This is a genomic window from Borrelia sp. HM, from assembly GCF_019669085.1.
Classification (GTDB): Bacteria; Spirochaetota; Spirochaetia; order Borreliales; family Borreliaceae; genus Borrelia.
Window position 1 is genome coordinate 577,660 of sequence record NZ_AP024401.1, and the last position, 14,451, is coordinate 592,110.

Genomic DNA, 14,451 nt, shown 5'->3' on the forward strand with positions numbered 1-14,451 from the left:
TTTAATCAAAAAATACATTAATTCAAATATAAGGGGCTTAAAGTTTATGGTAAAAAAAGAAGCTACAATTAAAGCTGTTAATGGCTTGCATGTTAGACCAGCGTCAACATTTGTAAAAAAGGCTAAAGAATATGCTAGTGATATAACTATTGAAGCTGATAATAAAACTGTTAATGGCAAAAGTTTATTTCGATTACAAACTTTAGAGTTATCTTTTGGTAAGAAACTTTTAGTTTGTGCTGAGGGTGATGATGAAGAGAAAGCTGCTGGAGAACTTGCTGAACTCCTTGAATCTTTTAAGGAATAGGTTTGGAAGGTTGATATGATTTTATCGGGGAAAAGAATATCTAAAGGGATAGGTATAGGAGAAGCTCTTTTTATTAAGAAAGATTTTGATAAACTATTTGATAAATCTAAGATTACTTCTTTACAAATTGATGATGAAATAAAAAAGTTTAATGATGCTAAGTTAAAGGCTATGTCTGTACTTCAAAGTCTTACAAAGAAGGCTGTAGCTCAATTTGGTGCTGATAAAGAAGGTATTTTTGAAGGTCAGATGTTAGTTATTGAAGATATTGAGCTTTCAGATTCTGTTATAAGTTTGATCAAAGATGAGAATTATTGTGCTGCTTATGCAGTGTATTTATCTTTCAAAGAATTAATTTCAGGGATGGAAAAATATACTGATAATTATTTAAAAGAAAGAGTTTCTGATTTTAAAGATATTAGGAATAGACTTATTGCAAGTATTTTAGATCAGGTTACTGATCTTTCTGAGATTGATAGAGATGTTGTTCTGATTACTGAAGAATTAACACCTTCTGATACGGTGCAAGTTGATTTAAGTTATGTTAAGGGATTTTTGACTACAGTTGGTGGTGAAACTTCTCATGCTGCCATTTTGGCAAGGACTATGGGACTTCCAGCGCTTGTAGTAGAATCTTTAGATATTGCAAAAATTAAAGAAGGTGAGAAGTTAATCATTGATGGAGTATCTTCAGTGATTATTAGTAGTCCTTCATTAAGTGAGCTTAATAAATATTCGGATAAAATATTAGAATATGAGAGGCATGAACAAGAGCTTTTTGCTTTAAGGAATCAGGATGCTCAAACAAAAGATGATGTTAAAATCTTGTTAAAGGCTAATATTGGAACTCCTGCAGATATTTGTTATGTTAATAAATATGGACTTGATGGAATAGGTCTTTTTAGGACAGAGTTTTTATACATGGAATCTGTAAAACCACCAACAGAGGACGAACAGTTTGAAGCCTATAAGCAAGTTGTAGAAACTATTGATAAAAAAGGTATTGTTACTATTCGTACTCTTGATATTGGAGGGGATAAAGAAATCCCATATTTTAATTTTCCAAAGGAAGATAATCCTTTTCTAGGATATCGTGCTCTTAGGATGTATATGGACTATGAGGATTTAATACAAAATCAATTTAATGCAATTTTTAGAGCTAGTCATTATGGGAAAATAAGGATTATGGTTCCGATGCTAACTAGATATGAAGAGATTAATATCATTAATCATTTTGTTAATAAAGCTAAGGCAAGCTTAAAATCTAGGAACTTGTCCTTTGATGAAAATTTGGAAGTAGGATGTATGATAGAGGTTCCTTCAGCGGCTTTAGTTGCTTCTGAATTTGCTGATAAGTTGGATTTCTTTAGTATTGGTACTAATGATTTAACCCAATATACTTTAGCTGTTGATCGAGGTAATCAGAATATATCAAGTTTATATGATAAATATAATCCTGCTGTTTTAAAGTTGATTAAGAATGTTTTAGATGCTGGAAATAGTGCTGGTATTGATGTTTCTGTTTGTGGTGAGCTTGGAGGAGATGAAGCTGGAGCTTTAATCCTTGTTGGACTTGGATTTAGATCTTTGAGTATGGTGCCTAGTTCTTCACTTAGAATTAAGTATTTGCTAAAAAAATATACAATATCTGACTTAAGTGAGTTGGCAAATAAAGTGTTAAATAGTAAGTCAGAATCAGAGACTTTAAAATTTTTAGATAAATATATAGGAGATTAACTTATGGGATTTTTAAATTTTTTTAAAAAGGCAGCTACTCTAGATTTAATGGCGCCTGTTAGTGGTAAGGTTATTTCAATTGACGGGGTTCCAGATGAAGCTTTTGCTGAAAAAATAGTTGGAGATGGAATTGCTATTATGCCAACTGGAAACGAGTTAGTTGCACCTTGTGATGGTAATATTGGTAAAATTTTTAAAACCAATCATGCTTTTAGTCTTGAAACTAAAGAAGGTATTGAAATTTTTGTACACTTTGGCATTAATACTCTTAATTTGAATGGAAAGGGATTTACAAGGGTTGCTGAAGAGGGTATGAGTGTAAAAAAGGGAGATATTATTATTAGGCTTGATCTTGAATATTTAAAGACTCATGCTGAATCAGTAGTTACTCCTGTTGTTATTGCAAATTCTGATGAAGTTTCAAGCATTGAATATGTGTTTGGAAGACTTGATGATGGTTCTGAATATACATTACTTTCTTCTATTGCTTTAACTGAGGAAATTAAAAACAAGATATCTCAAACTAAGTTTGTTGAAGCAGGTAAAGATGTAGTGCTTAGAATTAAAAAGTAAGTTCACAGCTTTATATACTGTGAACTTAACTTTTATTATATAGTTTTTTCTACTATTTCATTTATAATTTTTATGAATTGACTTGGATTTTTATTTGGCAAACCTGAAGTTATCATTGCTTCTTCAAAAAGGATAATGCTTATTTTTTCCAAATTTTCATCATCTAGATTTTTTAGGTTTTGAATGATTTTATTGTTTGGATTAAGCTCAAGGATAGGCTTTGTTTCTTTAACTTCTTGTCCCATTGATATCATGATTTTTTGCATTTGATAAGTGGGATCAGTGCTGTCAATAATTATTGCTGATGGTTCTTGTGTTAGAGTTGCTGAGAGTGATACATCTTTGACATGATTTTTAAGTATTTCTTTTACTTTATTTAGAATATCTTTAAATTGTTCTTCCATTTGTTTGAAATTTTCATCTTTTAATTCATCGCTTGTTTCGTTTTTGTTTATTGCTTTTAATTTTATTCCATCGTATTCTGTGATGAAGTTTAAAATTGCCTCATCAAGTTCATCGTCCATTATAAGAGTTTCATATCCCTTTTCTTTATAAGCAGTTACTATCGGATTAATTCTAAGTATATTTTCTTTACCACCAGTTATATAATAAATACTTTTTTGGTTCTCAGGCATTCTATCTTTATATTCTTTTAATGATACAAAGCCATCTATATGAGAAGATTTAAATCTAATTAAGGATACAAGCTTATTTCTGTTATCAAAATCTGAATAAACTCCTTCTTTTAAACATCTTCCAAATTCTTTAGAGAATTCATTAAATTTGGAAGGATTGTTTTCGCTTAGCTTTTCAAGTTCGCTTAGTATTTTCTTTACAGAAGATGCTTTGATTTTAGATAATATTTTGTTTTGCTGTAAAATTTCTCTACTTACATTTAGGGGCAAGTCTTGACAATCTATTATACCCTTTATGAACCTTAAGTAATTTGGTAGTAAACTGTCTGCAGAATCTGTAATAAAGATTCTGTTTATAAATAGCTTTACACCGGGTTTAGGGTTTGGATAATATAGATCATAGGGAGCTTTACTTGGAACATAAAAAAGGTTTGTGTATTCAATACTCCCTTCGGCTTTTGTATGAATATGTATTAATGGATTTTCATAATCAAAGGTTAAGTTTTTATAAAATTCGTTGTACTCTTCATCAGTGATTTCATTTTTATTTTTTATCCAAATTGCTGTAGTATCATTTATTTTGTCTTCTTTTTCTTCCAATCCTTCTTGTTTTCCATCTTTCATTAAAGGTTCTGTGTACTTAATAAAAATAGGATAACTAATGTGATTTGAATATTTTTTGATAGTTTCTTGAAGTTTCCATTTATTATTGTATTCAGTTCCTTCTTCATTTAGATAAAGAATTATTTCAGTTCCAATTTCATTTTTTTCTGCTTTGTCTATTTCATATCCTGTTTTTCCGTCACTAGACCAAATATAGGCAACTTCTTCTAAGGCTTTTTTTGTTATAACCTCGACTTTTTCTGCTACAATAAAAGCACTGTAAAATCCAACTCCAAATTGTCCAATTAAACTTGCATCTTTTTTTTCGTCTTTTTTTAAGTTATTTATAAATTCTTTTGTTCCTGATTTTGCAATTGTACCAAGATGATTAATTAGGTCTTCTTGGTTCATTCCAATTCCATTATCTTTTATTGTAATAGTTTTCTCATTGAAGCTTATTTCTATTTTTGGATCTAATTTGATATTTTTAAATTTTTCATCTGTTAAGTTTAAAAATTTAAGTTTGTCAATTGCATCAGAAGCGTTTGATATTAATTCTCTTAAAAATATTTCTTTATGAGAGTAAAGAGAATGTATGATTAAGTAAAGCAAATCATTAACTTCTGTGTCAAAATTTTTTTTCATAAAATTCTCCTATTGTGCATTTGTTTTAATCTTTACTTTTTTTATAATATAACATAATCTAAGAATAATGAATAAAATGAATTTGTCCAGAAATAAATTAGTGGCAGAGGATAATATGATGGATATTGGTATTTATGGACTAGGAGTTATGGGCAGTAATTTGGCATTAAATATTGCTGATAATGGTTTTAATGTTTCTGTTTATAATAGAGATAATGATAGGACAGAGATTTTTATTACAAGTAATGCTCATAAAAAGATTAATGGATTTAAAGATATTAAGGCTTTTATTGGGAGTTTAAAAAAGCCCAGAAAAATTATTTTGATGATATCAAGCTTTGCTGTTGATGAAGTTATTAAACAAATTTTACCTTTAGTTGAAAAATTCGATATTATTATTGATGGTGGAAATTCTCATTATAAGGATACTATGAGAAGGGAGCAAGAACTATCCTCTTATGATATTTATTTTATTGGACTTGGAATGTCAGGAGGTGAGAGTGGTGCGCGATCTGGACCTTCTTTGATGTATGGTGGGAGTAAAAAGGTTTATGAATTAATTGAGCCTATTTTGAATAAGATAGCTGCAAAGACAAGTTCAGGAGATATTTGTTCTGATTATGTTGGTGAGAATGGGGCTGGTCATTATGTCAAGATGGTTCATAATGGAATTGAATATGCAGATATGCAGCTCATTGGCGAAGCATATTTTTTTATGAAGAGAGCTTTTAATTTAGATAATTTAAGAATTTCTGAGGTATTTGAAAAGTGGGGAGAAGGAGACCTTTCTAGTTATTTGATGGAAATAACATCAAAAATTTTAAAATATAAGGAAAATAATGAATATTTACTTGATAAGATTTTGGATGTTGCAAATCAAAAAGGAACAGGAAAGTGGTTATCAATTGAGGCTTTTCATCTAAATGTGCCTGCAAATTTGATTTTTGAATCTGTATTTGCAAGGTTTTTATCTGGATTGAAGCATGAGAGAGTAATTGCTAGTGACATTCTTAAAATGGATTTAGATTTAATTAAATTCGATCTTAGTGATTGGATTTTGGATCTTTATTATGCTCTTTTAGTTACAAAAATATTAGCTTATTCTCAAGGGTTTATGATGCTTAAGACTGCTTCTGCTAATTATGCTTGGGATTTAAATTTGGGAAAAATTTCTTTGATTTGGAGAGAGGGTTGCATAATTAAAAGTGTTTTTTTAGATAAGATTAAATTGGCTTATGATAAAAACCCACATCTTATTAATTTACTTTTTGATGATTATTTTTTAGATATAATAAGAAAACACCATAAATCTTTAAGGCGCGTAGTTTCTCAAGCTAGTAAAATAGGCATTCCACTCCCAGCATTTTATGCAAGTCTTTCTTTTCTAGATTCTTATTCTACTAATTACTTGCCAGCCAACTTAATTCAGGCTCAAAGAGATTTTTTTGGTTCGCATAGTTTTGAAAGGATTGATTCTAAGAGAGGTGAATTTTTCCATAGTACTTGGAAATAATTTAATAATAATAATATGTTATTATTGTCTTTTAAATATAATATTTAACGAATATTCCACCTACGATATTTGTTTTAAGTCCTGCATATATGTAATGATATGCAATAGATTTTGCATTTGACACAAACTCTATTGAAGGGGCTATTTTAGCTCCTATTTCTACTTTTGTTGTTAGATCATATAAAATAGCTATTGGAATTCTAAATCCAAATCCTGTTTCCATGTTTTGAAAGTTTGATTTGTACGATGATATGTGTATATGTACACCAATCCCTGTTCCAAGAGATAATTTTTCTATCAATGGTATTGTAAATATCAGGTCTATAGCTGAGAGTATAAACACATTAAAATTATATTTTTTTGATTTGAGTTTGGAGCCTGACATATTAATACCATTGGTTCCTCCATAGCCTATTTCAAGATCAATAAATGGAAATGACATAATGTAGTTTAATATAGGATTGCCAATGCTTCCTCCAAATCCTATTTTTCTATCTAAGTATGAACTTCTTCCAAATGAATTAACCCATATACCTAACGTTAGTATTACTATTAGCACTAATTGTTTCATTAAGTCCTCATCAATCAAGGTTTATGCATTATTATATGTTATTTTTAATAATTGATAAATTTTATAATAGAAAATTCTTTTTTAATTTGATTTTTTTTTGAGATTTTAGGTGCATATACTTATACTTTCTAAGTAAAAATCATCCATATTTTATATTTATAAATATAAGGTTAGTTTATTTTGCATAATTTTGATGATGAATAACAGCTTGATGGAAGGGGGGATATAATTTTATATATATTAATAATATACCTAGATTGTTTTGCTTAATTTATAAAGAGAAAAGCATTAATTTTACTTTTTCTCTTTATTGGATAAATTTGTTTTAATTATTTAAACCAAAAACGTATTCCCAGTGCTGCAAATATTTCCCATCTAAATCCAACTTTTTGGCTCCAAATATTGATTCCAAGGCCAGGTGCTAATTTTAAAAATACATCAAATTTTTTTTTGGTTATTGCAAGGTTCAAGATCAATGGTAATCTTGCCCCTAGACTTACTGGTCCATTAGTTGTATGGTTCTTTTCCCATTGTGATAGCCATATTGTCCCATAACTACCACATCCAACAGAAAAATCTAAGATATCTGTCCCTGCAAAGTTATTGTTTGTAGAAAATATATAATCTATTGCAAAAAAGAAAGTTTTCCAATCCTCAAAAAGGTTATTTGCTCCACTGTAGATACCAAGATCTACATCAAAATTCCAAATATTGAATTCTAAAACAATTGGGAATGGTAGTAAGATTCCTATGCCGAAATTACCTCTGGTTGTTGATTCTAGATTATGAGTTGTTGATTTGATATTTGTTATTGTCGTTGACTTTAGCTTTGTAATTGTTGATTCTAGATTTGCAAAAGCATATTTTGATAATAGCATGGACATTATTAGAATGAGTGTATGCTTTTTTATCATAAGTTTTTTCCTTCCTTTTTTATCATAAGTTTTGTGTTATTTTTTTTATTATAAATCTTAATCATAGATTTTCATAATTCATTAAGTTTGCAATTAAGATAAAAAAGTTTATTGATTATTTAGTTTTCTATTTATAGTGATAATATGGAAGTGAGTTGTCTTTTAGTAATATGCTTAATTTCACTTTTTTGCATAATTTCAATTGCTTGAAATAAAAGAGCAAATGATTTGTGATGATAGTTATATATAATAATATAGAATATATATATATTTTTTTTATATAATCTATTTAAGTAAAAAAGTATTTATGTTTTATTAGATTTAATTTTAAACACAATTTTTATTGTGGTTGATAGCTTAAACATTAGTTTATATTTGTGTTTGGTATTGAAATTTTTGATTTATAATTGATACATGACATTATATAAGGATATGTGGAGTTTGCATAAAATTGACTATTACTCTCTTTATAATTATTAATTATCTTAATTAAGGGGCATTTATGGAATTAAAAACCAATGTACAAGATAAGTTAAAGTTAAGTCAATATCTTTTATTTAGTTTAGATGAACTTTATGCGATTGAGATTAAGTATGTTGTTGAAGTATTGGAGTATACTAGAATATCAAAAATACCAAGGACCCCTGATTATATGGCAGGAATAATTAATAATAGAGGTAAAATAGTACCGATAATTGATATTAGAAAACAATTTGGTATGGAAGATCGTAAAGTTAATGATGATGGAATTAAAAAGAATAAAAACGTTAGTATTTCAAATATAATTATATTAACTTTGATATATGAAGGAAATGAATTAAATCTTGGAATTCTAGTAGATTATGTTAATGAGGTTCTTGAATTAAATCCATTTGATATTGATGATGCTCCAAAGCTTGGTACTGGATTTAATTCAAGGTTTATATCTGGGATTGGTAGAAATAATAATAGGTTTATTATTATTCTTGATATAGAAAATCTATTTGATATTAAAGAACTCTCAAAGTTTAAAAATACTACAGTCAATCACTCTGATTATGATTAATAGGAGTTTTTAGGTATTATGATTTATAAGCCAGCAGGGGAACTTGTAGTAAATAATATTTTTAAGGTTAAAGAAGACCTTTTAAATATTTTCAAAGAAATGAAAGAAAAAGAGACATTAATTATTAATCTTGCAAATGTAGAAAAAGTGGATGTTACTTTTATACAAATTTTGTATGCTGCCAATAAATATGCTAAAGATAAAAATCTGTTTGTAAAGATAGAATATCCATCTGATGAAGTTTTAAGTTCATTAATATATGGTGGATTTTTAAGTGATATTGAAGATATTGATAATTTAGATTTAGGGTGTAATTTAATTAAATTTTAGTTTTAGATATTTAAGGTCAGTGTATGAATAGTAATGATATGATTGATAAATTTAAAGATTCTTTTAAAGAGGAGTCTGTAGAAAATATTTTAGATATTGAGCAAGCACTTCTTAATATTGAATTTGAATCAGGCAAAGAGGTTATTAAATCTATTTTTCGAAATTTTCATACAATAAAGGGTAGTGCTGGTATGTTTGGATTTAATTTAACAGCTTCTCTTGTGCATGAAATAGAAACGATTCTTGACCCTATAAAGGAAGGCCGTAATTTATTTGATCAAAATATTGTTGATGCTACTTTGATGGCAGTTGATTTTATTCGAGAGCTGATTGAAGGTGATGAGGCTATTAGTGAGATTGCATATAAAGAGCGTGAAAAATTTTTAATAGACGAAATAAAAAAAGGGTTTGGACTTGGTGTTGATTTGGTTTTACCTGCTGTTAAAAAAGAAGAAGTCAGTTCTTCTAGTAATTTAAGTTCTCAAGGAGCTGTATTAGATACATCTTTAGAGGAATATAAATTTGAAGAAGAAGCTTTAAGTGTTGAGACTAAATTTTATAGAATTCTTTTTTTACCTTCAAGGGGAATTTTATTTCATGGGCATAAGCCAATCAATTTTTTAAAAAAATTATTAAATCTTGGTAATGGACAAGTTAGGGCTAGAGTGAAAAATATTCCTAATTTGGAGTTAATATCTGCTGATAATGTTTATGTTGAGTGGGAAGTTAAGTTAGAGACAGAAGAGAGTAAAAAGTCTGTAGAAGATATTTTTATGTTTTTAGATGCACAATCAAAATTTGTTGTTGAAGAAGTTGATATGTCTTATGAAATCCCTGAAGATTTAAAGCTTGATTCTTTAGTAGATAATTTAGATAAAGATATTGATGATGAGATATTTTCTAAGGAAAGGCAAATTTTATCACCATCAAAGGAAATACATAATAAAACTTCTCTTAAAGGCAATGTATTTAATTTGATTGATGATGCTGCAAGGAGTAAAGTCAATATTTCAAGTATTAAGGTTGATTCGAGGAAATTAGATCATTTGGTGAATCTTGTTGGTGAGCTTGTAACGATTCAATCTAAGTTATCAAAGGAAGCTGAGAATAGCAATCTTAATGTTTTAAATTCAATTTCAGCTGAATTTTCTTTTCTGATTAATGAACTAAGAGATTATACCACAGGACTTCGTACGGTTCCTATTGAAATTTTATTTGTAAAATTTCAAAGAATAATTAAGGATTTATCTGCTCAGCTTGGCAAGTCAATTTCTTATGATGTTCAAGGTGGTGATACTGTTCTTGATAAAAGTATTATTGAAAGGTTAAATGAACCTTTAATCCATTTGATAAGAAATTCAATTGATCATGGAATTGAGCCTGTTGAAGAGAGAGTAAAAGCAGGAAAAAATCCTAAAGGTACAATTAAGCTTTCTGCATATCAGTCAGGAGATGCTGTAATTGTTACTATTGAGGATGATGGTAAGGGCCTTGATAAACTTAAGATCATTAAGAGGGCTATAGAAAAAAATATAATATCTGAGGCAGCTTCAAAAATTTTGTCTAGTAAAGATGTCTATAATTTGATTTTTGAACCTGGGTTCTCCACAGCTGATGCTGTTACTAATATATCAGGGCGTGGTGTTGGAATGGATGTTGTGAGAACGCAAGTAGAGGCTCTTAGAGGTAATGTTGTTCTTGAGAGTGAATTTGGTAAATATACTCGAACAAAGTTGATTTTTCCTTTAACTTTGGCAATTATTGAAGGTTGGCTAATTAAAGTACAAGAAGAGCATTTTATAGTTCCTCTCTCTACTGTTGAATCTTGTCTTGAGGCAAATAAATTGGTTTCTAAAAGCTATGGACTTGAAAATAATGGTAGTGTTATGGATTATAGAGGGAGCATGATTAGTTTTATACGTTTGCGAGAGTTTTTTGGAATATCTGAAGAAAAAAGTTATAGTGAGTATGTTGTTGTTGTTAATACAAATAGTGGTAAAATAGGACTTATAGTGGATGAGATATTAGGGCAACATCAAACCGTTATAAAGACTTTAGGTAAAATTTATTCTAAAGCAGAAGGTGTTTCTGGAGCTACAATACTTGGAGATGGTAGTCTAGCACTTGTAATTGATGTTGATGCTTTAACTAAATCTATAAGATAGTATTTTTAAATAATATATTTGGGATTTTATAAGGTAGGGATTTATAGTAAAAAAGAGTAGTAATGTGAAGATATTAATAATTGATATTCAAGGTCTTATAAGGCAGGTTTTTGTTAAAGCTTTTTCTAATGATGCTAATGTTGAAATATTAAATCCTGGTTTTAATTCTTTAAACCTTATTAATGTTTTTTTGCAAAAATTTCCTAATGTGGTTATTGTTGATGAAAATACAGCTAAGTCGCACTTTGGGATTGCTCTTAACAATGTTCTTAATAATATTTCAATTCCCGTTGTTTTTATAACACAAAATGAGGTTTCTCCAAACTTTGGGTTTCTTGAATCTAAGCAAAATAGAATTAAATTAATAATAAATAAACTTAATTTTAAACTGACAATTAATTTATTTAGAAGTGATTATTTGGATTTAATAAAATCTGAAGTCGTAAAACTAGCTAATAATAAATTTGTTGCTTCTTTTGAACCCAAAATAATTAAAGCTCCCCATGATTTTTTTAGTCAGTCTGAAGATAAGAAAGCTGATACAGATACTTCTGGTATAACTAAAAATTATAGAGTCTCAGATGTTATTAATGTTGCGCCTAAAAATGATCCAGATGTTGTTTTAAAATATAAAGGTGTTATTAATAAAAATAAAACAGGAAAAGTTATTTTTGTTGGAGCTTCAACAGGTGGTACTGAGGCTTTAAGAGTTTTTTTAAAAATTTTTAAAAAAGACTCTCCTCCAATTGTTATTGTGCAACATATGCCAGGTGGATTTACAACATCTTTTGCCAGAAGTTTGAATAATGAACTTGAAATTGATGTAAAAGAGGCTGAAGATGGAGATATTTTAAGACCCGGTCTTGTAATAATTGCAAATGGTCATTATCATTTAATTGTGAAGTATGCTAATGGAAATTATTTTGTTAATTTATTAGATGGGCCCTTAGTTAGTAGACATAGACCTTCTGTTAACGTGTTATTTCGTTCTGCTGCTATGTATGCTGGAGAGAATGCTATTGGAGTTATGCTTACGGGAATGGGAGATGATGGTGCTTTTTGTATGCTTGAAATGAAGAAAAGTGGTGCATACAATATTGCGCAAGATCAGGCAACATCTGTAATATTTGGTATGCCTATGGAGGCAATAAAAATAGGTGCTGTAGATAAAGTCCTTCCTTTAAATAAGATATCGGAATATATTTTGAGGAGACCTTGATGGAGGATAATAATAAATTTTTAGATATTAATCCTCATATTGATAAATTAATTTCCGAGCTTGAGGATTTTAATAATCATTCAAAACAGATTTATACTAGTTTAAGTAAGTCAATTCCTAAATTAATAGAGAAAATTTCTAAAGATATTAAAGATTTATCTTTTAATATTGGTTTTATTTCTAATCTTGATATTGATAATGATTATTCTTTAAATAACTTTATTTCGAAAGTAATAAGGGTATTAGATGATTTTGTATCTTATTTCAATTCATCAGCTACGTTGCTTGAAACTCAGTTTAGCGTAATAAGGGATAAGGTTAAAGACATAGAGATTCTTGAAGATGTAATTGAAAAGATGAAAAAAAGTTCCATTGATATGGAAATAATGTCTATTAATACATTAACTGTTGCTATGAGGGCTGGAAGAGCAGGAGGTGCTTTTTCTTATATTACAAATGAGATTAAAACTTTGACCCAATCTATGATTAAGCAAGCAGATCAGCTTACTAGTAGAGGTAGAGATATTAAAATTGGACTTGATCGTTCGAAAGATCAGATACTTGAGAATAATATTGCAGAAAATCAAATTCTTGAAGAATTTAAAGATAATTTGGTTAAGAATATAGATGAGTTCTCAGGAGGAATAGGAGAAGTTATTGCCTTTTATGATAATATATTAGGCATACTTACTGATTTTAAATTTAAGTTTTTAAATGCTGTATCTTATCTACAGTTTCAAGATAGACTTACTCAATCTTTGTACCATTTAAATATTATGTATTCAAGTGTTGATGTGTTAAGATTTAAAGACATAAGTGAAATTCAAAAATTAAAAGTTTTATCTGTTTTTACAGATTCATCTAAGATGATAATTAAAGATGTTATTGCTAAATTGGATGAGAATTTTATGGCTTTTGAAGGATTTCTTGATACGTCTATTTCTTCTATTAGTGTTATTAATGATTTAAAATCAGATAATTCTTCGTATGTTGATATTTCAAGATCAGTAGAATCTTTTTCAGTTATTTTATCAAGTTTACTTAGAAGAATTGATGATGTTGAAAAAAATAATGCTGACTTTTTAAATCTTTATTATGAGCAGATTAAGCTTGTTAAATCCTTAGAATTTATGTTTTCAAATATTTCAGCTATTTCTTCTAGGTTTCAAAACATTAATATAGCTTCTAAAATAGAGGTTGTAAAAAGAGTTGAACTTGAAGATATGGAGAGTAATATTTCTGAGATGTCAGAAATTATCAATAATATTGATCAAAATATTATTAAAGGACGAGAATTTTTGACTCAAATAATATTTTTTTTTGAAAGAGTTGTAAAGGATTGTGATAATAGGTTTTATTTTGAAAAAAATAATTTTAACAGGTTTAAAAAATTATTTGTGGAATTAAAGAATAATATTATTGAGATAAAAAATATTGCTATTGATCATGTATTATCTTATGAGATATTTCCAGTTAATTTTTTAGAAATTTTTGAAGAAATTAAATCAGATATTCAAAATATTAAGAATTTAAAGCTTAATCTTTTAAATATTGAGAAAATTTTGGTTAAGATGGATGATGATATTAATAGTATTCTTGGTTTAGAATTGTTGAAAAATGGTTTGAATTGTGTTGAAATTGAAGACAAGGAATTTATTCGCAGAATTGCTGGTAGATTTACTTTATTTGTTCATAAAAAATATTTATTGTCTCTTATTGAAGATGAAAGAGATGTACCGTCATTAGACGAAGGTAGTGTAATTTTATTTTGATTTTTGTATGGTTTAGGAGCGTTAAATGCAGAAAAAGATTTTAGTTATAGATGACAATAGAGCTATTAGACAAAGTGTTGCTTATATTTTAGAGCAGAATGGTTTTAAAGTTTCTGAAGCTCAGGATGGGTTAGAGGGTGTGTCAAAATTTAAGGAAGCTGTTGGTCAGAGTGATAAAGATTTTGATCTTGTTATTACGGATATTAATATGCCTAATTTAGATGGAATAGGAGTTATTAAACAGATAAGAGAATTTGGAAGTTTTGTTCCTATACTTGTTTTAACTACTGAATCTGAACAGTCAAAGGTTGATGAGGGCCGTAAAGCTGGTGCAACTGGATGGCTTGTTAAACCTTTTAATCCTGATACTCTAATGCAAACAATATCAAAAATATTTTAATTTTTCTTTCTAAACTATATTT

Annotated in this window: 13 protein-coding genes; 10 read left to right on the top strand and 3 right to left on the bottom strand. The window is 28.4% G+C overall.

All coding sequences use genetic code 11. From position 1 onward, the window contains the following. Positions 1–46 precede the first annotated feature (46 nt). The 3 genes from K5563_RS02775 to crr are packed head-to-tail and all read left to right on the top strand — an operon-like array spanning position 47 to position 2,617. A complete protein-coding gene (locus tag K5563_RS02775; RefSeq protein WP_221037474.1) occupies positions 47–307 on the top strand; it encodes an HPr family phosphocarrier protein in 261 nt (86 codons plus the stop codon). A gap of 15 nt (positions 308–322) precedes the next feature. After that, positions 323–2,044 (top strand): phosphoenolpyruvate--protein phosphotransferase, encoded by a 1,722-nt coding sequence (gene ptsP, locus K5563_RS02780; RefSeq protein WP_221037475.1) that lies wholly within the window; start codon positions 323–325, stop codon positions 2,042–2,044. Positions 2,045–2,047: 3 nt separating this feature from the next. Next, positions 2,048–2,617, top strand: coding sequence for a PTS glucose transporter subunit IIA (gene crr, locus K5563_RS02785; RefSeq protein WP_221037476.1), 570 nt, complete (start codon positions 2,048–2,050; stop codon positions 2,615–2,617). Between the two features lie 35 nt (positions 2,618–2,652). Here crr and htpG read toward each other — a convergent pair whose 3' ends face one another. Beyond that, complete coding sequence (gene htpG, locus K5563_RS02790) at positions 2,653–4,500, bottom strand: molecular chaperone HtpG (protein WP_221037477.1); 1,848 nt, start codon at positions 4,498–4,500, stop codon at positions 2,653–2,655. 118 nt (positions 4,501–4,618) lie between these two features. Here htpG and gnd point away from each other — a divergent pair, with 118 nt between their 5' ends. Further along, a complete protein-coding gene (gnd, locus tag K5563_RS02795) occupies positions 4,619–6,013 on the top strand; it encodes a decarboxylating NADP(+)-dependent phosphogluconate dehydrogenase (RefSeq protein ID WP_221037755.1) in 1,395 nt (464 codons plus the stop codon). 31 nt (positions 6,014–6,044) lie between these two features. Here gnd and K5563_RS02800 read toward each other — a convergent pair whose 3' ends face one another. Both K5563_RS02800 and K5563_RS02805 read right to left on the bottom strand, forming a co-directional pair. Further along, entirely contained in the window at positions 6,045–6,584 is a 540-nt protein-coding gene (locus K5563_RS02800; RefSeq protein ID WP_221037478.1) for a DUF3996 domain-containing protein, read from the bottom strand. A gap of 329 nt (positions 6,585–6,913) precedes the next feature. Then, positions 6,914–7,498, bottom strand: a complete 585-nt coding sequence (locus tag K5563_RS02805) for a DUF3996 domain-containing protein (protein WP_255571081.1) — start codon at positions 7,496–7,498, stop codon at positions 6,914–6,916. 502 nt (positions 7,499–8,000) lie between these two features. Here K5563_RS02805 and K5563_RS02810 point away from each other — a divergent pair. The 6 genes from K5563_RS02810 (at position 8,001) to K5563_RS02835 (ending at position 14,429) form a co-directional block, all read left to right on the top strand. After that, the gene (locus K5563_RS02810) at positions 8,001–8,543 is read left to right on the top strand and encodes a chemotaxis protein CheW (RefSeq protein WP_221037479.1); all 543 of its coding nucleotides are present in this window, start codon (positions 8,001–8,003) and stop codon (positions 8,541–8,543) included. Positions 8,544–8,561: 18 nt separating this feature from the next. Next, positions 8,562–8,873 carry an STAS domain-containing protein gene (locus K5563_RS02815; protein WP_221037480.1) on the top strand — a complete coding sequence of 104 codons (312 nt, stop codon included), beginning with the start codon at positions 8,562–8,564 and terminating at the stop codon, positions 8,871–8,873. Between the two features lie 23 nt (positions 8,874–8,896). Beyond that, the gene (locus tag K5563_RS02820) at positions 8,897–11,038 is read left to right on the top strand and encodes a chemotaxis protein CheA (RefSeq protein ID WP_221037481.1); all 2,142 of its coding nucleotides are present in this window, start codon (positions 8,897–8,899) and stop codon (positions 11,036–11,038) included. A 64-nt stretch (positions 11,039–11,102) separates the two neighbouring features. Continuing rightward, positions 11,103–12,257: a chemotaxis protein CheB gene (locus K5563_RS02825; RefSeq protein WP_221037482.1), complete on the top strand. Its 1,155-nt coding sequence runs from the start codon at positions 11,103–11,105 to the stop codon at positions 12,255–12,257. Continuing rightward, on the top strand, positions 12,257–14,029 hold the full coding sequence (locus K5563_RS02830) for a hypothetical protein (RefSeq protein WP_221037483.1): 1,773 nt from the start codon (positions 12,257–12,259) through the stop codon (positions 14,027–14,029). Before K5563_RS02825 ends, K5563_RS02830 begins: the two co-directional genes overlap by 1 nt. Before the next feature lie 25 nt (positions 14,030–14,054). Beyond that, entirely contained in the window at positions 14,055–14,429 is a 375-nt protein-coding gene (locus K5563_RS02835; protein WP_221037484.1) for a response regulator, read from the top strand. The last annotated feature ends 22 nt before the right edge of the window (positions 14,430–14,451 follow it).